Source organism: Cryobacterium sp. RTC2.1 (assembly GCF_035018685.1).
GTDB lineage: Bacteria > Actinomycetota > Actinomycetes > Actinomycetales > Microbacteriaceae > Cryobacterium > Cryobacterium glucosi.
Window position 1 is genome coordinate 1 of record NZ_JASJXJ010000056.1, and the last position, 21,597, is coordinate 21,597.

General features: G+C 70.5%; 23 protein-coding genes. 21 read left to right on the forward strand and 2 right to left on the reverse strand.

Going from position 1 to position 21,597, the window contains the following annotated elements; all coding sequences use genetic code 11:
• Both QN357_RS09100 and nirB read right to left on the reverse strand, forming a co-directional pair.
• Positions 1–415 (reverse strand): NAD(P)-dependent oxidoreductase (locus QN357_RS09100; protein ID WP_323504786.1); only part of this gene is annotated, 415 nt, incomplete at its 3' end.
• 3 nt (positions 416–418) lie between these two features.
• Positions 419–3,106, reverse strand: a complete 2,688-nt coding sequence (gene nirB / locus QN357_RS09105; protein WP_323504787.1) for a nitrite reductase large subunit NirB — start codon at positions 3,104–3,106, stop codon at positions 419–421.
• Positions 3,107–3,330: 224 nt separating this feature from the next.
• Between nirB and nirD the strand changes: the two genes are divergently transcribed.
• The 21 genes from nirD to QN357_RS09210 all read left to right on the forward strand — a co-directional run.
• Positions 3,331–3,675 (forward strand): nitrite reductase small subunit NirD, encoded by a 345-nt coding sequence (gene nirD / locus QN357_RS09110; protein ID WP_134449583.1) that lies wholly within the window; start codon positions 3,331–3,333, stop codon positions 3,673–3,675.
• Between the two features lie 81 nt (positions 3,676–3,756).
• Positions 3,757–5,154 carry an MFS transporter gene (locus QN357_RS09115; protein WP_134449584.1) on the forward strand — a complete coding sequence of 466 codons (1,398 nt, stop codon included), beginning with the start codon at positions 3,757–3,759 and terminating at the stop codon, positions 5,152–5,154.
• Positions 5,155–5,280: 126 nt separating this feature from the next.
• Positions 5,281–7,428, forward strand: a complete 2,148-nt coding sequence (locus QN357_RS09120) for a molybdopterin oxidoreductase family protein (RefSeq protein ID WP_134561041.1) — start codon at positions 5,281–5,283, stop codon at positions 7,426–7,428.
• Positions 7,421–9,229 (forward strand): NAD(P)/FAD-dependent oxidoreductase, encoded by a 1,809-nt coding sequence (locus QN357_RS09125; RefSeq protein WP_323504788.1) that lies wholly within the window; start codon positions 7,421–7,423, stop codon positions 9,227–9,229. Before QN357_RS09120 ends, QN357_RS09125 begins: the two co-directional genes overlap by 8 nt.
• A 100-nt stretch (positions 9,230–9,329) precedes the next feature.
• A complete protein-coding gene (locus tag QN357_RS09130; protein ID WP_322140721.1) occupies positions 9,330–10,559 on the forward strand; it encodes an AI-2E family transporter in 1,230 nt (409 codons plus the stop codon).
• A 156-nt stretch (positions 10,560–10,715) separates the two neighbouring features.
• On the forward strand, positions 10,716–11,573 hold the full coding sequence (locus tag QN357_RS09135; RefSeq protein ID WP_134558589.1) for a class II fructose-bisphosphate aldolase: 858 nt from the start codon (positions 10,716–10,718) through the stop codon (positions 11,571–11,573).
• Between the two features lie 3 nt (positions 11,574–11,576).
• Entirely contained in the window at positions 11,577–12,395 is an 819-nt protein-coding gene (locus QN357_RS09140) for an HAD-IA family hydrolase (protein WP_134558590.1), read from the forward strand.
• The gene (gene dhaL, locus QN357_RS09145; RefSeq protein ID WP_322136159.1) at positions 12,392–13,039 is read left to right on the forward strand and encodes a dihydroxyacetone kinase subunit DhaL; all 648 of its coding nucleotides are present in this window, start codon (positions 12,392–12,394) and stop codon (positions 13,037–13,039) included. The genes QN357_RS09140 and dhaL overlap by 4 nt, the downstream gene beginning before the upstream one ends.
• 74 nt (positions 13,040–13,113) lie before the next feature.
• Positions 13,114–14,109 (forward strand): dihydroxyacetone kinase subunit DhaK, encoded by a 996-nt coding sequence (dhaK, locus tag QN357_RS09150; RefSeq protein ID WP_322136158.1) that lies wholly within the window; start codon positions 13,114–13,116, stop codon positions 14,107–14,109.
• Between the two features lie 27 nt (positions 14,110–14,136).
• A complete protein-coding gene (locus tag QN357_RS09155; RefSeq protein WP_134561029.1) occupies positions 14,137–14,778 on the forward strand; it encodes a maleylpyruvate isomerase N-terminal domain-containing protein in 642 nt (213 codons plus the stop codon).
• Positions 14,779–14,881: 103 nt separating this feature from the next.
• Complete coding sequence (gene rpsO, locus QN357_RS09160) at positions 14,882–15,151, forward strand: 30S ribosomal protein S15 (protein WP_134449591.1); 270 nt, start codon at positions 14,882–14,884, stop codon at positions 15,149–15,151.
• 214 nt (positions 15,152–15,365) lie between these two features.
• Complete coding sequence (locus tag QN357_RS09165; RefSeq protein ID WP_134561028.1) at positions 15,366–15,668, forward strand: hypothetical protein; 303 nt, start codon at positions 15,366–15,368, stop codon at positions 15,666–15,668.
• Positions 15,668–16,651 carry an FAD:protein FMN transferase gene (locus QN357_RS09170; RefSeq protein WP_134449593.1) on the forward strand — a complete coding sequence of 328 codons (984 nt, stop codon included), beginning with the start codon at positions 15,668–15,670 and terminating at the stop codon, positions 16,649–16,651. The genes QN357_RS09165 and QN357_RS09170 overlap by 1 nt, the downstream gene beginning before the upstream one ends.
• Positions 16,648–17,205: a ferric reductase-like transmembrane domain-containing protein gene (locus tag QN357_RS09175; protein ID WP_134561026.1), complete on the forward strand. Its 558-nt coding sequence runs from the start codon at positions 16,648–16,650 to the stop codon at positions 17,203–17,205. The genes QN357_RS09170 and QN357_RS09175 overlap by 4 nt, the downstream gene beginning before the upstream one ends.
• Positions 17,202–18,443 (forward strand): NADH-ubiquinone oxidoreductase-F iron-sulfur binding region domain-containing protein, encoded by a 1,242-nt coding sequence (locus tag QN357_RS09180; RefSeq protein ID WP_322136157.1) that lies wholly within the window; start codon positions 17,202–17,204, stop codon positions 18,441–18,443. Before QN357_RS09175 ends, QN357_RS09180 begins: the two co-directional genes overlap by 4 nt.
• Complete coding sequence (locus QN357_RS09185) at positions 18,440–18,700, forward strand: ferredoxin (RefSeq protein ID WP_134449596.1); 261 nt, start codon at positions 18,440–18,442, stop codon at positions 18,698–18,700. Before QN357_RS09180 ends, QN357_RS09185 begins: the two co-directional genes overlap by 4 nt.
• A 64-nt stretch (positions 18,701–18,764) precedes the next feature.
• The gene (locus QN357_RS09190) at positions 18,765–19,724 is read left to right on the forward strand and encodes a DUF4232 domain-containing protein (RefSeq protein WP_322140722.1); all 960 of its coding nucleotides are present in this window, start codon (positions 18,765–18,767) and stop codon (positions 19,722–19,724) included.
• On the forward strand, positions 19,721–19,948 hold the full coding sequence (locus tag QN357_RS09195) for a hypothetical protein (protein ID WP_322136155.1): 228 nt from the start codon (positions 19,721–19,723) through the stop codon (positions 19,946–19,948). Before QN357_RS09190 ends, QN357_RS09195 begins: the two co-directional genes overlap by 4 nt.
• Positions 19,949–20,070: 122 nt before the next feature.
• A complete protein-coding gene (locus QN357_RS09200) occupies positions 20,071–20,499 on the forward strand; it encodes a hypothetical protein (protein ID WP_134561024.1) in 429 nt (142 codons plus the stop codon).
• On the forward strand, positions 20,493–20,777 hold the full coding sequence (locus QN357_RS09205) for a helix-turn-helix transcriptional regulator (protein ID WP_134449598.1): 285 nt from the start codon (positions 20,493–20,495) through the stop codon (positions 20,775–20,777). Before QN357_RS09200 ends, QN357_RS09205 begins: the two co-directional genes overlap by 7 nt.
• Positions 20,774–21,597, forward strand: an 824-nt coding sequence (locus QN357_RS09210; RefSeq protein ID WP_323504789.1) for an NAD(P)-dependent alcohol dehydrogenase, incomplete at its 3' end; no start/stop codon positions are given. The genes QN357_RS09205 and QN357_RS09210, both read left to right, overlap by 4 nt.

Sequence of the window (21,597 nt, forward strand, 5' to 3'; positions counted from 1 at the left end):
GGACTCGGCGGAGTAACATCGCGGGCATGAAGGTCATCGTTTCGCGAAGCGGTGGCATCGCCGGAGTGCGGGTCACCCGGCCGAGCGGGGCGACGGACGCCGCGGGTTCGCGACTGAGCCAGACGCGCTGCGCGGCGCAGGCATCGACGATGATGCGCTCGGTGGACTCGGAGACCTCGACGAGCACGACCAGGTCGACCGCCGAGACGAGGTCACGCCAGCCGTGCGGGAAATGCGGGTATTCGACGGGGCGCACCTGCGGGTGCGGCCGTTCCGGCGGATGCCCGTCGACGGTGACAGAGGCGAGGTAGACGATCGCCTCTGCGGCCAGGAACCGGGCGAGCACCCGCCTGGCCGCGAGGGCACCTCCGAAGACGAGGACCCGGCGGCCGGCCAGGTCGAGGCTGATGTCCATGGTTCACACTCCCTGTCGCAGTTCGATGGCGCGTTCGGTGGTGATGGCGGTACCGGTGTCGGCGGCAGTGGTGTCACGGGGCCGGACCGGGATGCTCGGACCGGAGAGCAGCACGGCCTCGCGCTCCGCAGGCCGCGCCGGCCGGGGCTGGTCGCGTTCGATGACCTGCATGAGCGCGGGGTCCGCGGTTCCGGGGGCGTTGACGAAGGAGCGGAACCGGCGCAGGCGCTCCGGATCCTTGAGGGTCGCGGCCCATTCGTCTTCGTAGTGGCCGACGTGGGCGAGCATGGCGGCCTCGAGCTCCTCGGCGATACCGAGGGAGTCGTTGCAGACGACGTCGCGCACGTGGTCGAGCCCGCCCTCGAGGTCTTCCTGCCAGCGGGCGGTGCGTTGCAGCCGGTCGCCGGTGCGGATGTAGTACATCAGGTACCGGTCGATGTACTTGATCAGGGTCTCGTCGTCGAGGTCCTGGGCGAGGAGCTGCGCGTGGGCGGGCTGGAAGCCGCCGTTACCGCCGACATAGAGGTTCCAGCCCTGGTCGGTCGCGATGATGCCGACGTCCTTGCTGCGCGCCTCCGCGCACTCGCGGGCGCAGCCGGAGACGCCGAGCTTGAACTTGTGCGGTGCGCGGAGTCCCCGGTAGCGCAGCTCGAGGTTGATCGCCATCGCGACGGAGTCCTGCACGCCGAAGCGGCACCAGGTCGACCCGACGCAGCTCTTGACCGTGCGGAGGGACTTGCCGTATGCCTGGCCGGACTCGAACCCGGCCTCGACGAGGATCTTCCAGATGTCGGGAAGCTGTTCCAGGCGGGCGCCGAACAGGTCGATGCGTTGGCCGCCGGTGATCTTGGTATAGAGGTTGAAGTCGGCGGCGACCTCGGCGATGACCTTGAGCTTGGCCGGCGTGATCTCCCCGCCCGGGATCCGGGGCACGACCGAGTACGTGCCGTCCTTCTGCATGTTGGCGAGGGCGCGGTCGTTGGTGTCCTGCAGGGCGCCGCGGCCGCCGTCGAGGATGTACCCCGAGGTCTGCGTCGCGAGGATCGAGGCGATCACGGGCTTGCAGATGTCGCAGCCGAGTCCGCTGCCGAACCGGCCCATGATCTCGTCGAAGTGGGTGAGCTGCAGGATGCGGACGGATTCGAAGAGCTCGCTCCGGCTGAGCGCGATGTGCTCGCAGAAGGCGTGCGAGACGGCGATGCCTGCCCGGGTCAGTTCCGTCTCGAGGATCTTCTTGACGAGGGGAACGCACGAGCCGCACTGGGTGCCCGCGCGGGTGCACGCCTTGAGCGGGCCGAGTTCGGTGCAGGCCTCGGTGTGCTCGTCGCCGCGGATGGCGGAGCGCACAGCGCCGACCGAGACGTTGTTGCAGGAACAGAGCTGCACGTCGTCCGGCAGGTCGGTGTTCGCCGGCGGCTCGGCGCCGGCCGCGGAGAGGTAGGCGCTCGGTTCGGCGCCGAGCTCGCGGCCGAGCAGGGGCCGGAGCGCCGTGTATGGCGAGGCGTCGCCGACGAAGATGCCGCCGAGGAGGGTCTTCGCGTCTCCCGTGACGACGATCTTCTGGTACAGGCCCCTGGCCGGGTCGGCGTAGACGACCTCGAGGGAGTGTTCCGCGGCGGCGAGGGCGTCTCCGAAGCTCGCGACCTCGACCCCGGAGAGCTTGAGCTTGGTGGCGTCGTCGATGCCGGGGAAGACGGCGGCGCCGCCGTGCAGCCGGTCGGCGACGACCTCGGCCATCGCGTTCGCCGGGGCGACGAGGCCGACGCAGCTGCCGTTGACGCTCGCGACCTCCCCGATGGCCCAGATGTGCGGGATCGACGTGCCGCAGGCATCCGTGATCTCGATGCCGCCGCGCGGGCCGAGCTCGAGTCCCGCCGCGCGGGCGAGTTCGTCGCGCGGCGTGATGCCGATCGAGAACACGACGAGGTCGGCGTGCAGCTGGGTGCCGTTGGTGAGTGTGACGCCGAGGACGCGGCCGGTCGGGGAGGTGAGCACCTCGGTGGGCCGGTTGCCGAGGGCGAGGGTGATGCCCTGGGCCTCGATCAGCCGGCCGAGCGCCTGCCCTGCTCCCTCGTCGAGCTGGGCGCTCATCAGCCAGCGGCCGGAGTGCACGATCGTGGCGAGCCCGCCGAGGCGCTGCAGGCCGCCCGCGGCCTCGAGGCCGAGAAGGCCGCCGCCGACGACGACGACGTTCGCGGGCCGGCCGAGCCGCTCGCGGAGATGGGCGACCTCTGCGACGAGGAAGTCGACGTCCTCGATGGTGCGATAGACGTGGCCGGCTTCGGCGCCGGGAATGGGCGGCACGGTGGCGGACGATCCCGTCGCGAACACGAGCTCGTCGTAGGAGAGGGTCTCGCCATCGGCGAGGGTGACCGTGCGGCCGGCGGTGTCGACGCTGTCTACCCGGCTGCCGCCACGGTAGGTGACGCCGGGGGTCTCCCAGAGTGCCCGGTCGCCGAGGGTGAGGTCCTCGGAGTCGACGAGGCGGCGGGACAGGGCGACCCGGTCGTACGGCAGGTGGTCCTCATCGCCGAGGACGAGGAGTTCGCGGCCATGACCCGGGGTGGACCTGGCCTGCATGGCCTCGGTGAACCGGTGTGCGGCGGGGCCGCCGCCGATGACGAGGACGCGTCGGGGGGCGCCGGACGGCCCTGAGTGAGCCTGAGCGGCGTCGAACGTGACGTTGTCCATGGCGGAGCCTTCCGTAGGTGGTGCTGCCAGCCTAAAAGGGCCGCGTTTCCCCTCGGTTGCGCCCATGTAACAAGGTGTGACCGGGACCTCACCGGCCCGCCCGGGGAGGGTGAGGACTTCTTTACGCATTCGACGCGTCCGGCGCGGACCCGCGAAACGTGGCCGATTTAGCGTGAGGGAATCGCCCACCCGGCAGGCATACCTCACAGAAAGCGGGATCACTCGTGAACCACCCCGGCACCTGGATCCGCGTCTGTTCCCTCGACGAACTCGAGCCGCTCTGGGGCGAAGCCGCCCTCGTCGGCGATGAGCAGCTCGCCATCCTGCTGCTTCCGAACGGCGGCCTCTACGCCGTCGACAACCGTGACCCCGCAACCGGGTCGTTCGTGATGAGCCGCGGCATCGTCGGCTCGCGCGGTGACCGGTTCACCATCGCCTCGCCCCTGCACAAGCAGGTCTACGACCTCGAGACCGGCGAATGCTTCACCACCGCCGAGTACTCGCTGCGCACCTATCCGGTCAGGGTCGAGGACGGCGAGGTGCATGTGCACCTCTCCGAAGCCGCCTGACGTTTCCCCCGACGTTTCCCCTGACTCTTTCCCCGATCTTCCCCTGTCCGTCCCCTGCACACCCCTCCCGAGGAGAACACCATGACTGCAGTCGATACCCCCACAACCGGTCTCCGCACCGGCCCGAGCCTCGTCCACCGCCCCGGCCGATGGATCGACAACTGGAACGCCGAAGACACCACCCAGTGGAACGACGGCGGCAAGGCCATCGCCTCCCGCAACCTGAAGTGGTCGATCTTCGCCGAATTCCTCGGCTTCGTGATCTGGCAGCTCTGGAGCATCGTCGTCGTGCAGCTGCCCAAGGCCGGCTTCACCTTCGACACCGGCCAGATCTTCTGGCTCATCTCGATGCCGAGCCTCGTCGGTGCGACGCTCCGCTTCCCATACACGTTCATGGTGGCCCGCTTCGGCGGCCGCAACTGGACCATCATCTCCGCCGGCCTGCTCCTGATCCCGTCGATCGCCCTCGGGATCTGCGTCGGCAACCCGGCCACCCCGTTCCCGGTGATGCTCTTCGTGGCTGCTCTCGCCGGCCTCGGCGGCGGCAACTTCGCAAGCTCGATGTCCAACATCACCTACTTCTACCCGCAGAGCCAGAAGGGCTGGGCCCTCGGACTCAACGCGGCGGGAGGCAACCTCGGTGCCGCCGTCGCCCAGCTCGTCGTCCCGATCGTGATCACCATCGGTGCCGCCGGAACACTCAACCTCTCGCTCGCCGGCTGGTTCTGGGTGCCGTTCATCCTCGTCGCGATGTGGGGCGCCTGGAAGCACATGGACAACCTGTCGAGCGCCAAGGCCGACTTCGCCGGTTCGCTCGCCGCGCTCCGCGAACCGCACCTCTGGATCCTCGCCCTGCTCTACATCGGCACCTTCGGCTCCTTCATCGGCTTCGCGAGCGTCTTCCCGAAGCTCATCGCCGACCAGTTCCCGGCATACTCGACCTTCCACATCATGGCCGCGTCGATCTCCCTCGCCTTCCTCGGCGCCCTCGTCGGTTCCCTCGCCCGCCCGGCCGGCGGCAAGCTCGCCGACCGTTTCGGCGGAGCCCGCGTCACGATCGCGGCCTTCGGCGTGATGGCCCTCGGCGCGCTGCTCGTGATCGCGGTGCTCTCCCTCGGCAACTTCTGGCTGTTCCTCGCGAGCTTCCTGCTCATCTTCGTCGCGACCGGTGTCGGCAACGGGTCGACGTACCGGATGATCCCGAGCGTCTTCGCCGCCCGCAGCGGCGTCAGCGACGCCCACACCAACTCGGGCGACGTGAGCACCCAGCGGAAGACCGCAGCAGCCCTCGGCCTCATCTCCGCGATCGGCGCATACGGCGGATTCATCATTCCCCAGGTCCTCGGCAACTCGAAGATCGCGACCGGCAGCTACACCGGCGCGATCTACGGTTTCATCGGCGCCTACCTCGTGATGATGGCCGTCACCGCGTTCTTCTACCTCCGCCGCGGCTCCTCCGTGGCCGGGCAGCGCATCTAGCGCGCGCCCGTTCCCGCGCCATCACCGACGCCACCAGCAACAGGAGACCCCGTGACCGCACCCCTCGCATCCGCCGCCCGCCCGGGCGTCGACACGCACTGCCCATACTGTGCGCTGCAGTGCGCGATGACCCTGACACCGACGTATGCCGAGATCGGCATGCAGTCGGGTGGTGCCGGTGCTGGCACGGATACCGCGGCGCGGCCCGGTCTGACCGTCGCCGGCCGGGCGTTCCCCACCAACCGGGGCGGCCTGTGCAAGAAGGGCTGGACCTCCGCGGAACTGCTCACATCCCCGGAACGGATCCTGACCCCGATGCTCCGGCAACCGGACGGCGGCTTCGCCCCGGCGAGCTGGGCGGAGGCGCTCGACCTCGTGGCCGAGCGGCTCGCCGGGAGCCGGGCGCGGCACGGCGCCGACTCGGTCGGGGTGTTCGGCGGCGGCGGGCTGACCAACGAGAAGGCCTACCAGCTGGGCAAGTTCACCCGGGTCGCGCTCGGCTCTTCCCGGATCGACTACAACGGCCGGTTCTGCATGTCCTCGGCCGCGGCAGCGGGCAACCGTGCCTTCGGCGTAGACCGGGGATTGCCGTTCCCGGTCGAGGACCTCGACGCGGCGGACACCATCCTCATCCTCGGCTCCAACGTCGCGCAGACCATGCCGCCGTTCATCGGTCATCTCGAGGGCGCCCGGAGCGCCGGCGGCCTGATCGTCGTCGACCCGCGTCGCTCGGCGACCGCGCGCCTCACCGAGGACGGCGGTGGCATGCACGTCCAGCCGACGCCCGGCAGCGACCTCGTGCTCCTGCTCGGCCTGACCAACATCGTCATCACCGAACGCCTCATCGATACCGACTACCTCGAACGGCGCACGGTCGGCTTCGAGGCCCTCCGCCGCAGCGTCTCCCGGTGGTGGCCCGAACGGGTGCAGCAGCTCACCGGCGTTCCGGTGCCGCAGCTGCGCGAGCTCGCCCGCCGGCTCGCGGCCGGATCGGGCACATACATCCTCACCGGGCGCGGCGTCGAGCAGCACGTCGACGGCACGGACACCGCGACCGCCGCGATCAACCTCGCCCTCGTGCTCGGCCTCGTCGGCACCCGCCATTCCGGCTATGGAACCCTGACCGGGCAGGGCAACGGCCAGGGCGGTCGCGAGCACGGCCAGAAGTGCGACCAGCTCCCCGGCTACCGCAAGATCACCGACCCGGCCGCCCGCGCCCACGTCGCCGGCGTCTGGGGCGTCACGCCCGAGAGCCTGCCGGGGGCCGGCGTGCCCGCGATCGAGCTGCTCGACTCGCTCGGCGTGTCCGGCGGCGTCCGCTGCCTGCTCGTGCACGGCTCGAACGTCGTCGTGTCCGCCCCGGACTCCAACCGGGTGCGTGCCGGCCTCGAGGCTCTCGATTTCCTCGTGGTCTGCGACTTCTTCTTCTCCGAGACCGCGCGCTTCGCCGACGTCGTGCTGCCGGTCACCCAGTGGGCGGAGGAGGACGGCACGATGACCTCGCTCGAGGGCAGGGTCATCCGCCGCCGTACCGCGATCGGCGCGCCGGACGGGGTGCGGAGCGAACTCTGGATCTTCCAGGAACTCGCGCGCCGGCTCGGCTCCGCCGGCACCTTCAGCGCCGACCCGGCCGAGGTGTTCGACGAGCTCTGCCTCGCGAGCGCGGGCGGCCTGGCCGACTATTCCGGACTGAGCTACGGGCTGCTCGACACGGGGGAGGCCGCATACTGGCCGTACCCGGTCGGGTCGACCGGAACCCCGCGGCTCTTCCTCGACCGTTTTGCGCACGCAGACGGCCGCGCGCGCATCGTCGCCGTGCACGCGAGGGTGACGGATGCGCCGGCCCAACGGGACGGTACGGTCACGCTCATCACCGGCCGGCTCCTCGAGCACTACCAGTCGGGGGCCCAGACCCGCCGGGTCCCCGAGCTGCACCAGGCCCAGCCTCAGGCCAGGCTCCAGGTGCACCCGGCGACCGCGGCCCGACTCGGTCTCGTCGACGGTGGCGAGGTCGAGGTCGGCAACATGCAGGGAACCGTGACCTGTGTCGCCGAGGTGACCGGCGGCATCCGCCCAGACACCGTGTTCCTGCCGTTCCATTTCCCCGGTGCCCAGCGCGCGAACCTGCTCACCCTCGGGGCCACCGACCCCGTCTCGGGCATGCCGGAATTCAAGCGCACGACCGTGCGGGTGCGCGCGCTCGTGCGGACACCGGGGTCCGGGCCTGCCGGTCCCGTTTCCGTCCCGTCGATTCGAACGGATGCCCATGCCTGAGCCGATCCCCGCAGCACCCGTCGGGAGCGTTCCCGCTGCCGTTCCCGCTGCCGTTCCCGCTTCCCCGGCGCCGAGCCGGATCGTCCTCGTCGGCTACGGCCCGGTCGGGGCCCGCCTCGTCGAGGAGCTGCTCCCGGTCGTGCGGGCCGGCCTCGCCACCCTGACCGTCGTCGGAGCGGAGTCGGCGGACGCCTACAACCGGGTGCTCATTGCCGACTACGCCGTCGGCCGCTCCGACCGGGACACCCTCGAGGTGACGGACACCGACGCGGCCAGGGCGGCGGGCGTCGACATCCGCACCGGCGAGATCGTCACCCGGATCAACCGGGTGCGACGCACGGTGACCCTCGGCGACGGCACGGACCTCGGCTACGACCGGCTCGTGCTTGCGACCGGTGCCCGGGCCAACGTCCCGACCCTCGACGGGGTGACCCGGCTGCGCCGCACCCTGATGCGCCCGCCGACGGATGCCGGTGCACTCGACACCGCCGACGCGCCGTTGCCGCGCGGGGTCACCGCGCTCCGCGACCTCGACGACGCGGCGACGGTGCTCGAGACCGTCCGCTCCGGAGGCCGGATCGTCGTGCTCGGCGCCGGGGTGCTCGGCATGGAGTTCGCGCTCGCCGCGGCCCAGGCCGGGAGCGACGTCTGCGTCGTCTACCACGCCGACATCCCGCTGAACCGCAATCTCGACCGTGGCGGCGGAACGGTGCTCGCCCGCAGCGCCCGCAGGGCCGGCGTCACCATGGTCAGCCACGCCAGGGCCGAGAGCATTCTCTTCACCGTCGACGCCGACGGCCACGACCGCTTCGACGCACTCATCTGCGCCGACGGCAAGCAGATCCCCGGGGACCTGCTCGTGCTCAGCTGCGGCATCGGCGCCCGCACCGAACTCGCCGGCCTCGCCGGCCTCAGCGTGTCGACGGGCATCCTCGTCGACGAGTCCCTGCGGAGCTGGACGGACCCCGCCGTCTTCGCGATCGGCGACTGTGCGCACGTCGCCCCCCGGCCGGCCCCCGGCGCCTCCACGGCCACGCCTGCCGGAGGGCCCACCGGCCTGATCGGACCCGGCTGGCGCCAGGCCGACTGGCTCGCCGCCCGCTTCGCCGCGGAAATCGAGCACGATGCCCGGGCTGGGGCAGTCACTTCTCCTGCGACTGCCGCCGCCGATGTGGCTGCTCCCGCCGATTTCGGGCCGGCGCTCGCCGTGCAGGCGCACGGCGTCGTCATGCTCAAGGCGGAGGGCATCGACGTCGTCGCCGCCGGCGACACGAGCGCTGACCCCTGGGACATCGACCCTGCGCACCCGGACGACGGCCACGGGGCCGCCGAGCCCGTTCACGGCAGGGACTGCGCGGCGGCACCGGGCGCGACCGCGCCGCGCCTGGGCGTGTCGCAGTGGTCAGACCCCGAGCACGGCCGCTACGTGAAGATGGTCACGCGCGGCGGCATCCTCACCGGCTTCATCTGCGTCGGGATGCCGCGCACCGGTGCCGAACTCACCCTGCTTTTCGAGCGCGGCAGCGAACTGCCCGCCGACCGTTCGCTGCTGCTGCGCTACGACGGCCCCGACGTCGACCCGGCGGGCGGCGGCGACGCCTTCGCCCTCGACGCGACGGTCTGCTGGTGCAACGGGGTCACGGTCGGCGCGATCACCGCGTCAGCGGCGGCCGGAAACACCGACGTCGCCTGCATCGGCTCGGCCACCCGCGCCGGAACCGGCTGCGGCGGGTGCCGAGGCCGAATCGGCGAGGTCCTTGAGCGTTTCGCCCTGACGAATTCGACGGAGATTGTGGGCTGAACACCCCGAAAATGTGCCTCCCACAGGTGTGAAACTCAAAAACTCCGTCGAATTGGTGAGGTTCGGGGACGGCGGCCCGACCCGGCCTACCATGGGACGCATGCGAGCGAAGCCCGAGCGAACCCCTCAGCAGGCACAACGGCAGACACCACGGCAGACTCCGGCTGAGTCCGCCGGGTCCGAGCACTCTGGCGCCAGGGACAGCACCCTGAAGTCGCTGCTCGTCGACCGGCTGGGGTGGCTGAGCATCCGCAGCGCCCAGCTGATCGTCGTGATCGTGCTGGGAATCGGCGTGGTGTTCGCCCTCGTGCAGCTCAAACTCGTCGTGATCCCCACGCTCGTCGCACTCATCCTGGCGGCGGCGCTCAGCCCACTCGTGCGCTGGCTGCGCGCCCGTGGAGTTCCACGAACGCTGGCGACCTGGCTCACCCTGCTCGGCGGGGTCGTCGTGCTCGGGGGCATCGTGACCCTGATCGTCTTCGCCGTGCGCAACCAGTGGTCCGAGCTCGTCACCGCGGCCTCCGACGGCCTCGACCAGTTGCAGGGCTACCTGACGACCGGCCCGCTGTCGCTCGATGCCACCCAATTCGAGGCCGCCAGGAACGCCGTGATCGGCTTCGTGACGAGTGCCGAGTTCGGCAGCGGCGCACTCGCCGGGGTGTCCGCCGCGGCCGAGGTGCTCACCGGAGCCGCCCTCGTCGTCGTCATCCTGTTCTTCTTCCTCAAGGACGCCGCGTCGATCTGGGCCTTCTTCCTGACGCCGTTGCGCGGCTCCGCCCTCGCGCGCGCGCGCCGCATCGGCACGACCGCACCGACGGTCCTCGGACAATACGTGCGCGGGACCGCGACCATCGCGCTCTTCGACGGCGTCGTCATCGGCGCGAGCCTGGCCATCCTGCAGGTGCCGCTCGCCCTGCCGCTCGCGGCGATCGTCTTCCTCACGGCATTCATCCCCTTGATCGGCGCGACGATCGCCGGGATCCTCGCCGCGCTCGTCGCCCTCGTCTTCAACGGGCCGATCGTCGCTCTCATCGTCGTGGTCATCGTCGTCGTGGTCAACCAGCTCGAAGGCGACCTGCTGAACCCGATCGTTATGGCCGGCGCACTCAAGCTGCACCCCCTCGTGATCCTCGTCGCCCTCACGGCGGGCACCGTGCTCGGCGGCATCGCCGGCGCGGTGCTCGCGGTGCCGCTCGTCGCCGTCGCGTGGTCGATCGTGCGCGTCTGGGACCACCCCGTCGCCCCGAGCCCGCCGCCGCGCCGATTCTTCCGCGGAAAGTCCGGTGCCGGCGGCACGTCGGCCGCTGCCCGCGTCCAGCGCGACGGCTGACCCAGGGACAGGATCCACCTCCTCCGGCCGTGAGGCCTGAGAGCAGAGGCCATTGTCGGGGCCGGGGTTGCAGCCTACGATGTCGGCATCCGGCTGACGGCGACCCGGTGACACCCGGGCCCGGACACCGGCCCCACTCCGGCGAGGAGGCCTGGAATGTCGGTGTCCACCCTGAAATCGGTCGTCGACCGCGCGTTCGCGGAACGCTACGGCGTGCCGGCGATCAACATCGTGAACGACCTCACGATGGAGGCCGTCCTGGCCGGGGCGGTCGAGGCGCGGTCACCGGTGATCGTGCAGACCTCGGTCAAGACCGTGAAGTCGATCGGGTCGCGTGTGCTCTTCAGCATGTGGGAATCGATGACCGCCGGCATCGACGTGCCGGTGGTGCTGCACCTCGACCACTGCCCCGACCGGGCGGTCATCACCGAATGCCTCGAGTGCGGCTGGAACTCGGTGCTCTTCGACGCGTCCCGGCTCCCGGTCGCGGAAAATCAGCGGCAGACCATCGAGGTCGTCGCGGAGGCCCGCACCTTCGGTGCGCACGTCGAGGGTGAGATCGAGTCGATCACCGGGGTCGAGGACGGCATCGGCTCGGACACGGCATCCGCGAGGCAGTCCCTCGAGATCTCCCTGCGCTTCATCGAGGAGACCGGCGTCGACGTTTTCGCACCCGCGATCGGCAACGCCCACGGCGTCTACACCCGGGAACCTGTCCTCGACTTCCGGCGGGTGAGCGACATCGTCACCGCGCACCCGATCCCGATCGCCCTCCACGGCGGGAGCGGCCTGAGCCCGGGCCAGTTCGCCGAACTCATCGCGCTCGGATGCGCCAAGGTCAACATTTCCACGGCGCTCAAGATCACCTTCATGCAGTCGAGCCTCGCCTATCTCAAAGACGCGGAGGCGCGCGACAAGTGGGACCCGCCGTCCTTGTTCGGGCAGGTTCGTTCCGACATCGTCGCGCTGACCCGTGGACTCGCCGAGCAATTCGGCAGCGCAGGGAAGGCCTGACGGATGCCGGCCCTCATCTTCGACTGCGACGGCGTCCTCGCCGACACCGAGCGCGACGGCCACCTGCCGGCGTTCAACCAGACCTTCCGGGAATTCGCCGTCCCTGTACGGTGGAGCGATTCCGACTACGCCGTCAAGGTCAAGATCGGTGGCGGCAAGGAGCGGATGCGGAGCGCCGTGACGCCCGCGGTCGCCGCCGTCATCGGCCTTCCGGACGATCCGGGCGCCCTCGACGAGGCCGTCGCGCGCTGGCATCGACGGAAGACCGCGATCTACACCGACGCCGTGGCGCGCGGCGCACTCCCCGGCCGCCCCGGCATCAGACGGATCACGGCGGACGCGGACGCGGCAGGCTGGACGCTCGCCGTCGCATCCACGTCGGCTGAGGCATCCGTCCGCGCCGTGCTCACCGAGGCGGTCGGACCCGACCTCGCCGCGCACTTCCGGGTCTTCGCGGGGGACATCGTCGCGGCCAAGAAACCAGCCCCCGACATCTACCTCCTCGCCCTCCGCGAACTCGGTGTCCCGGCAGCCGAGGCCCTCGTCATCGAGGACAGCGCCAACGGCCTCCAGGCGGCGCTCGCCGCGGGTCTCCGCACGCTCATCACCGTCAGCGGCTACACGGCGGCCGAGGACTTCACCGGCGCCTCCCTCGTCGTCACCTCGCTCGGCGACCCCGGCGGCCCCACCGCGATCACCCTGAAGGACCCGCTGCGCCTCGACGTCGGCCGCACCGTCGAACTGACCGATCTCACCGCCATCCTGGCCGCACCAGGACCGATCACACCAGGACCGACCTCCCCGGAACCGGAGACCCCATGACCCACAGCAGTCTCGACGACACCGAATTCGTCGTGCACAGCATCGCCCAGACCGCGGTCGACAACGAACGCGAGTTCGGCGACCTCGACGCCGTCGTCGGCGACGGCGACTTCGGGTTCTCCCTCGCCCGCGGCTTCGAGATCGTCCTCGCCGACTGGCCGGAATTCGACCGCAGTTCCCCCGCCGACTTCCTGAAGAAGATCGCCCTCGTCATCTCCGGACGGATCGGCGGAACCTCCGGCCCGCTCTGGGGCACCGCGTTCCTGCGGGCATCGGCGGCCGTCGCAGGCAAGACCGACCTCGACGGCGACGACGTCGTCGCCATGCTCCGGGCAGCGACAGAGGGCATCAAAGCGCGGGGCAAGTCCGATCTCGGCGACAAGACCCTCCTCGACGCCCTCGTCCCGGCAACGGATGCCTTCGAGGCCGAAATCCACGCCGGGAGTGCCGGCACGGTTGCGCTGGCCCGTGCCGCCGTCGTCGCGCGGGAACGCGCGGACGCGACGAGCTTCCTGCAGGCCCGCCGCGGCCGGGCGAGCTACACGGGGGAACGCAGCATCGGTTCCCCAGACCCGGGGGCCGTCGCCGTCGCCGTGATCTTCGAACGGCTCAGCCGGGAATGGGCCGCGCGCGACGACCTCTGATCCACACGACCTTCCGCACGCTATTCCGCACGATCTGCTGCACGTTCCGGACCACCCACGAAGGAGATGGACACATGAAGAAATTCGTCAACGACCCGAAAATGTACGTGCCGGACATGCTCAAGGGCATCGCCCTCGCCAACCCGGACACCCTCCGCTACGAGCCGAAGTACAACCTGATCATGCGCGCGGGCGGCCCGAACCCGAACAAGGTGTCGATCATCCAGGGCTCCGGTTCCGGGCACGAACCCGCCCACGTGATGACCGTCGGCCGGGGGATGCTCGACGCGGCCTGCCCCGGCGACGTGTTCGCCGCCCCGCCGATGGACTACGTCTACGAAACCACCAAGCTGATGGCCTCGCCCAAGGGCGTGCTGCTGCTCGTGAACAACTACACCGGCGACCGGATGGCGTTCGAAATGGCCCAGGAGATGGCCGCGTCCGACGGCATCAACGTCAAGACCCTGTTCATCGACGACGACGTCGCCGTGCAGGACTCGACCTGGACGGTCGGTCGTCGCGGCGTCGCGGGCAACTTCTTCGTGATGAAGGCCGTTGGAGCGGCCTCCGAGGCCGGCGCCTCCCTCGACGAGCTCGTCCGGATCGGCGAGAAGGTCGACAGCGTCACCCGCACGATGGGCATCGCCCTCACTTCCTGCACCCCGCCCGCGAAGGGGTCACCGCTCTTCGAGCTCGGCGAGGACGAGATCGAGGTGGGCGTCGGAATCCACGGCGAACCCGGCCGCCGGCGGGCCAAGCTCACGACCGCTGACGAGATGACCGACGAGATGCTTGAGGCCGTCGTGAACGACCTGCCCTTCGTCGCGGGCGACCGCGTCGCTCTCATGATCAACGGGCTCGGCGGCACCCCGATCAGCGAGCTCTACATCCTCTACGGGCACGCGCACGACGAACTGACCCGCCGCGGCATCATGGTCGGGCGCAGCTACGTGGGGGAGTACTGCACCTCCCTCGACATGGCCGGGGCTTCGCTCACGCTCGTGCGTCTCGACGACGAGATCGAGGGCCTGTTGGCCGCGCCCGCCGAGATCGCCGCCCACGTGTTCTAGCGGATGCCGCCGCTCTAGAATGACGCGATGACCAGTTGGAATGAAAGCCGGGCCGCCTACCGGGATGCCGCGGGCTGGTTCGCCGGAACCACCGCGACGATCACGGACCAGTGGGAGCGGGTCGCGCTCGGGGAGTGGACCGTGCGCGACCTCGTCGGCCATACCAGTCGCTCGCTCCTCACCGTGGAGAGTTATCTTGCGGCCGGGCGCGAGGTGTCCGTCGACCCGGAGCACCCGCCGGAGGTCGAGATCGGGAGCGCTGTCGACTACTACGGCGTGATCGGCGTCGGGGCCGGCGATCCTGCCGCGGTCGCGGAGCGCGGCAGGGCGGCCGGACGGGCCCTCGGGGCCGAGCCCGCGGTATCCGTCGCCGGCATCGTCGGACGCGTGCTCGCCGAGGTCGACCGCGCGACCGGCGACGAGTTCGTGCTGACGCCCTTCGGCGGGATGTTGCTGGCCGACTACCTGCCCACGCGCGTGTTCGAACTCGCCGTGCACGGCTGCGACCTCGCCGCGAGCCTCGGCATTCCGCCGACGGTGCCGGAGTCCGCGGTGTCGATCGCCGTGCACCTGCTCGGCGACCTCGCCGTGCGCGGAGGCAAGGGCCCGGAGCTGCTTCTCGCCGGCACGGGGCGTGGACCGTTGACCGACCGGTTCAGCGTGCTCTGAATTCTGCTAAGCTCTCTAGGTTGCCGTCCAACGGCCGCGGAACAAGAGAGCCCAGGCATTCGGCCCACGGGCACCGCGCAGTGAGAGAAAGGGGATCCCATCTATGGCACTCGAAGCTAATGCTAAGAAGGCGATCATCGAAAAGTACGCTACCCACCCAGGCGACACCGGGTCCCCCGAAGTACAGATTGCCATGCTCACGCAGCGCATCCTCGACCTCACGGAGCACCTGAAAGAGCACAAGCACGACCACCACTCCCGTCGTGGCCTGCTTCTCATGGTTGGTCAGCGTCGCCGTCTGCTCGGCTACCTGTCCGACATCGACATCGCCCGCTACCGCTCGCTCATCGAGCGTCTCGGACTGCGTCGCTAGTCAGGCACGAAACCGGAAGCCGCGTCGATATCGCGCACTTCTGAAGCTGAACTTCAACGAAACGGGCCGTCACCTTCGGGTGGCGGCCCGTTTTGTCTGCCTGCGCGTGGACCTGTGAGCCTCCGCAGTGCGCCTCTCCCTAACACCCTGTTCCCTCAAGGTGGCTGCATAGGAAACCCATAGAGTCCGCTGGCACCGTAGTTAGTGTCAACGAATGAAGGGTGGCACGGAGATGAATGCTCACGAACGCGGTAAGAAGCTCAGCCGGATCGTGACCGGCACGATCGGACTCCTCGCCGTCGTCGCAGCCTCTGCGCTCGGCCTGCACGACTGGGCCGACTCGCTCGCCACGCAGGACGCCTCCGCGACCACGACGACCACGACGACCTCGGGCGACTCGGGCACGACGTCCGGGAGCACGACGACCCAGGCGACCGCCGCCCCCGCGGCGCCCGCTGCGCCGAGTGTGTCCTCGGGCAGCGGAACCAAGGTGCACGCCAAGACGAGCGGGTCCTGATGGCCGCCGTCGCGACCGTCGCGACCGACGACTGGAGTCTCTGGAGCACGAGCGCCCGCCTCGTCGTGACCGACCCCGCGCTCCTCCCGGAGGCCCGCCGGATCGCCGACGCCGTGCTCGAGCGCGTGGAACTCGCCTCGAGCCGGTTCCGCCCGGACTCCGAGATCCTGACGAAGGCCCCGCTCTTCCCGGTCGGTGCCCTCGTGAGCGACACACTCGCCGAACTGATGCGCCTCGCCCTCGCCTCCGCGGCGGAGACCGACGGCGATGTCGACCCGACCCTGGCCAACGCCCTCGGCGCGATCGGCTACGACCACGACATCCGCCTGATCCTCGACGACGGCGTCCCGGTGCGCGCGATCGCCTCACCCCGGCCCGGCTGGGCGAGTGTGCGCCTCGTCGGCAACCGCCTGACCGTGCCGGCCCACCTCGGCATCGACCTCGGAGCGACCGCGAAGGCCGCCGCCGCCGACCAGGTCGCCGCCCGTATCGTCGCAGAACTCGGCTGCGGCGTGCTCGTGAGCCTCGGCGGCGACATCGCGACCGCAGGTCCGGCGCCCGCGGGAGGCTGGCAGGTCCTGGTCCAGGATGCCCCGCTCGACCCGAGCGCCCACGTGACCCTCGCCGAGGGCCTCGCCCTCGCGACCTCGAGCACCCAGAAGCGCCGCTGGACGAAGGCCGGCCGCCCCCAGCACCACATCCTCGACCCCGCCTCCGGGCTGCCCGCCGAACCCGTCTGGCGCAGCGTCACGGTCGCGGCCGGGACCTGTCACCGGGCCAACACGCTCAGCACGGCCGCGATCGTCCGCGGCCACAAGGCCGTCGCCTGGCTGCGCGAACTCGGCGTTCCCGCGCGCCTCGTCGACGCCGAGGGTGTGGTCGTCTCCCTCGGCGGCTGGCCGGACGACAACCGGTCAGAGGCCCTGGAAACCTCGGAAACCCCGGCTGCAGCCGACGCCGAAGCCGAAAGGTCGTTCCTGTGAACGAGGCGCTCTGGGCGCTCGGTCGCGGGACAGGGGTCGTCTCCCTCGCCCTCTTCACCGTGTCCGTCCTGCTCGGCATCCTGAACCGGTCCGGCAGGCCGCTCTTCACGTTGCCCCGCTTCTCTGTCGCCCTCGTGCACCGCAACGTTGCTCTGCTCGCGACCGCGTTCCTCGCCATCCACCTCGTCACGCTGTTCGGGGACTCCTACGCCCAGCTCCGGCTCGTCGACTTCGTCGTGCCGTTCCTCGGCGCGGCCAAGCCCTTCTGGCTCGGTCTCGGCACCCTCGCCGTCGACCTGATGCTCGCGATCGTGATCACAGCACTCCTCCGCGGTGTCGTCGGCGTGCGGGTCTTCAAGGCCGTGCACTGGCTCACCTACCTGATGTGGCCCGTTGCGCTGCTGCACTCCATCGGCAACGGCACGGATGTCGGCCAGACCTGGTTCATCGCCTTCGCCGCGACCTGTTCGATCGCCGTGGTCGCCGCGCTCGTCTGGCGCCTGAGCCGCGGTTTCATCGAGTACCAGAACGTCAGAGTCGAGAGGGCCTCATGAGCAGCACAGCGGACACCTGGCTGTTCCCCGCCGTCCAGGCCCCGGTCGGCACCGCCCGGCTCACGGCCGCCCCTGCCGCCGACTACGCCACCCACCAGTCGACCTTCGGCCCGCTGCCCGCCCACGCGGATTCGGCGGCACTCCTCGCCGCCCTCCGCGACTCCGGTCTCGAGGGCCGCGGCGGCGCTGGCTTCCCGGCGTGGCGCAAGCTCGCCGCCGTCCCTGCCCGCGAACGAGCCCGCCGCCGCCGCGTCGTCGTGATCGGCAATGCCGCGGAGGGCGAACCCCTCAGCCAGAAGGACGCGACCCTGCTGCTCCGGTCGCCGCACCTCGTCATCGACGGGCTCCTCACCGTCGCCGGCGCCCTCGGCGCCCACTCCGTCTACCTTTACGCCCAGGCCTCGGTGATCGAGTCCGCCACCCGCGCCCTCGCCGAGCGGGCGGATGCCTCCGCGATCGAACTGCGGGAAGCGGCGGACACCTTCATCTCGGGTGAGGCATCCGCCGTCGTCAACGCCCTCGCCGGCAGGGCGCCGATTCCCCAGGACCGCACCGTGCGGCTGACCGAATCCGGCCTCGGTGGCCGGCCCACCCTGCTGCACAATGTCGAAACCCTCGCCCACATCGCGCTGATCGCGCGCTTCGGCGCCGCCTGGTTCCGGTCGGTGGGCACGACGGGGGATCCGGGGACGCGACTCGTCACGGTCGGCAGCGACGGGCATCCGTCGAGGGTGCTCGAGGTCGCAGGCGGGTCCCGCATCGGCGACGTGCTCCGGTTCACCGGAGTCGACACCGGGAGCCTTTCGGCAGTGCTCGTCGGCGGTTACCACGGCGCCTGGCTGCCGGCGTACGCCCTCGAGGCCCGCCTCGACCGCGCCGACCTCGCCGGATTCGGCGCGAACCCCGGCGCCGGCATCCTGATGGGGCTCGGCGAACGGCGCTGCCCGGTCGCGGTCGCGGTCGCGGTCGCCAGCTACCTCGCCGGCGAGACCGCCGGCCAGTGCGGCCCCTGTGTCAACGGGCTCCCGGCGATGGCCGCCGTGCTCGGGCGTCTCGCCACCGGGGACCGCGACCCGGGGCTCCCCGGGGAGGTACGCCGTCTCGCGGCCATCGTCACGGGGCGGGGCTCCTGCAACCACCCGGACGGCACCGCCCGGTTCGTGCTCAGCACGCTCACGGTGTTCGCCGATGACGTCACCGCGCACCTGAACGGGCACTGCCGAAAGGACCACCGATGAATCTGCGCACCCCAGAGGCCCGCGGCCCGGCCGCCGCCCTCCTGCACATCGACTGGACGAGGTGCGACGGCCGCGGGCTCTGCACCGAGATCCTGCCGGAACTGCTGGCCCGCGACGACTGGGGCTACCCGCTCGCCTACGGCTACGGTTCTGCCGGCGCCGGCTCGAACGTGCCGGTCCCGGACACCCTGCTCGCCGCGGCAGCGGATGCCGTGTCCCTCTGTCCACGCCAGGCGCTCACCCTCGTCGACCCCTAGTTCCTCGCCGGTCGCGCCAGCGCAGAGAGGGCCCGTCGACGGGGGAGTGACGTAGGCTCGGATGATGACAAGGCCCGGCCACAGCCCATTTTTCTGGATTCCCGCCCTCGTTGCCTCCGCATGGTGGGTCGTGTGCGCCGGCGCATTCGGCTTCCTGACCTGGTTCGGCCTCGTCCCGACCGCCTTCGTGAAGCACCTCCTGCCTGAGACGATTCCGAGCAACGTCTGGTTCTGGTCCTGGCCGTGGGTCGGCCTGGCACCGCTCGCCTCAGCGGCGGGCGTCTTCGTGGTCTACCTGGTCCTGGCGCGCCTGATCGTGGACAGGACGGACGGATCCCGCGCCGCCCGGTTCTTCGCCCTCTGGTTCGTGGCCGTGCTGACCGGCTTCCTTGCCACCCTCCCGTGGGTGATCAGCGCGATCATCTCCGCATTCCCGCCGTCGCGCGCGGCGTTCGTGCTCGATCCGGCCGGCGAGTCCATGCTCCTCAGCGGATACTGGGGGATCGCCTGGGGCTGGTTGCCGGCCCTGCTCGCCCTGCGCCGGGTCCGGGTGCCCGCCTCCGCAACCGGGTCGACCGCGGATGCCGCCCTTGCGCCCGTCGCGACCGGCCCCTTTCGCAGGCACCCGCTCGCCGTTCTCTGTGGCATCATGGTCGCCGTCCTGGTCCTCTCCGGCCTCGGGGCGGGATTCGGAAGCCGCGCCGAGCGACTCCACGCCGCGGCGGAGAACGCCCTCGCCGACGGCAACACCCTCGGCGCCGTCCCCGATCCGGATGTCCAGGTCACGCCCCCGCCGACCGTTGCTCCCGACGCGGCGGTGGCTCCCGTCGGATGGTGCACGAAGGAAGACACGGCGGTGCTGCTCGGGGATCCCGATGCCGCGACCGGACACCGCACCGTGTCGATCCAGGCCATGAACTTCAGCGACGTCCCGTGCACGCTCAACGGCTACCCCGATCTCGCCTTCGCGGACCAGGCCGGCTCCTACCTCCCGTCACGCTCGTGCACGGCGGCTCCTTCATGACCACCGACGACGGCCCCCATCCCATCGAAGTCCCGGCCGGCGGATTCGCCATCACCCGACTCGGCTGGGATGCCATGGCGACCGCAGACGTGCCCGTGACCTACACGCTGTACGCGGCCCTGTATCCCGGGCTCGATCGGGGCTCCTGGCCGAGCACCCTCGACATCGTCGCCGGCGGAGAGGTCTCCGTCACGGCGTGGTCCCTCACCGGGGCATCGGACTGAGCCGGCGCGAACCGGGGGCCGGCAACGAAGATGTAGCTTTTCCTTGACACGAAGTATGATTTTCTTTACATTGAGTCATGTCAGCTTTACTTCGCACCGTTTCACGGCCCTCAAGGAGTCCGATGTCAGCCCTGGAAAAGCGAGCCTGGATCAGGCTCGGCACCGCGATCGCCGCGTACGCGACCTATCTCGGCTTCATCCTGATCCGGGAGGACGGCATCCCTCTCCCTGAGGTGCCCTACGTGCCTGCGCTGCTCTGGACCATCGGCGGCGCCATCGTCGTGTCGATCGTGCTCGACATCCTGGTCTCGATCCTGTCGCCGCGGGACGCCGGGCAGGCTGACCAGCGCGACCGCGAGATCGCCCGGTTCGGCGACACCGTCGGCCAGTCGTTCGTCGTGATCGGCGGCGTCGCCGCCCTCCTGATGGCCCTGCTGCAACTGCCGTACTTCTGGATCGCCAACGCGGTGTACCTCGCGTTCGTGCTCTCGGCGGTCCTCGGCGGAATCGCGCGGCTCGTCGCCTACCGGAGGGGCCTGCCCCAATGGTGAGGCCGGCGAAGTCAGCGACCTCCGCGAAGCCGACCCGGGTCACCAACGACATGAGGCGGCTCCGCTTCGCCCACGGCGAGATGACCCAGGCCGATCTCGCCGACCGCACCGGCGTGACCCGCCAGACCATCATCGCCATCGAACAGGGCCGCTATTCGCCGTCGCTCGAGCTGGCGTTCCTGATCGCCCACGCCTTCGGCGTCCCGCTCGACGACGTGTTCCAGTACCCGACGCCATCCCTCACCCCGCCCCTCACCCCGTCAGGAGAAGAATCATGAAGGCCCTCGTCCAGAATCAGTACGGTTCCGCAGACGTCCTCCACCTCGAGGACATCGACGAGCCGGAGGTCGGAGCCGACGAGGTGCTCGTCCGGGTCCAGGCCGCCGGGATCGACGCCGGCGTCTGGCATCTGATGGCCGGGCGTCCCTACCTGCTCCGGCTGTTCGGTTTCGGGCTCCGGGCCCCGAAGCTCCGGGTGCGCGGGCGGGATGTCTCGGGAACGGTCGCGGCCGTCGGGGCCGGCGTGACCCGGTTCCGGGTCGGCGACGAGGTGTTCGGCACCTCGCTCACCGGATCGTTCGCCGAGTACACCCGGGTCCCGGCCGACCGGCTCGCCCCGAAACCGGCGAACCTCGGGTTCGTGGATGCCGCCGCCGTTCCCGTCTCGGCGTGCGCCGCCCTGCACGCCCTCCGCGACGCCGGGAAGGTCGAGGCGGGCCAGAGGGTCCTCGTGATCGGCGCCGGCGGCGGCGTCGGAACCTTCGCCGTCCAGCTCGCCACGGCGCTCGGCGCGACGGTGACCGGGGTCTGCAGCACCGGCAAGGTCGACCTCGTCCGGTCCCTCGGAGCCGCACAGGTGATCGACTACACCCGCGAGGACTTCGCGGACGGAAGGAACACCTGGGACCTGATCCTCGACATTGCCGGAAATCCCACCCTGTCCCGGCTCCGCCGGGCGCTCACCCCGACCGGCACCCTCGTCATCGTCGGCGGAGAGGGCGGTGGCGCCGTGTTCGGCGGGATCGACCGCCAGCTGCGTGCCCTCCTGCTGTCCGGCTTCGTGAAGCAGACCCTGCGCGGGGGCGTCGCCGCCGCGGG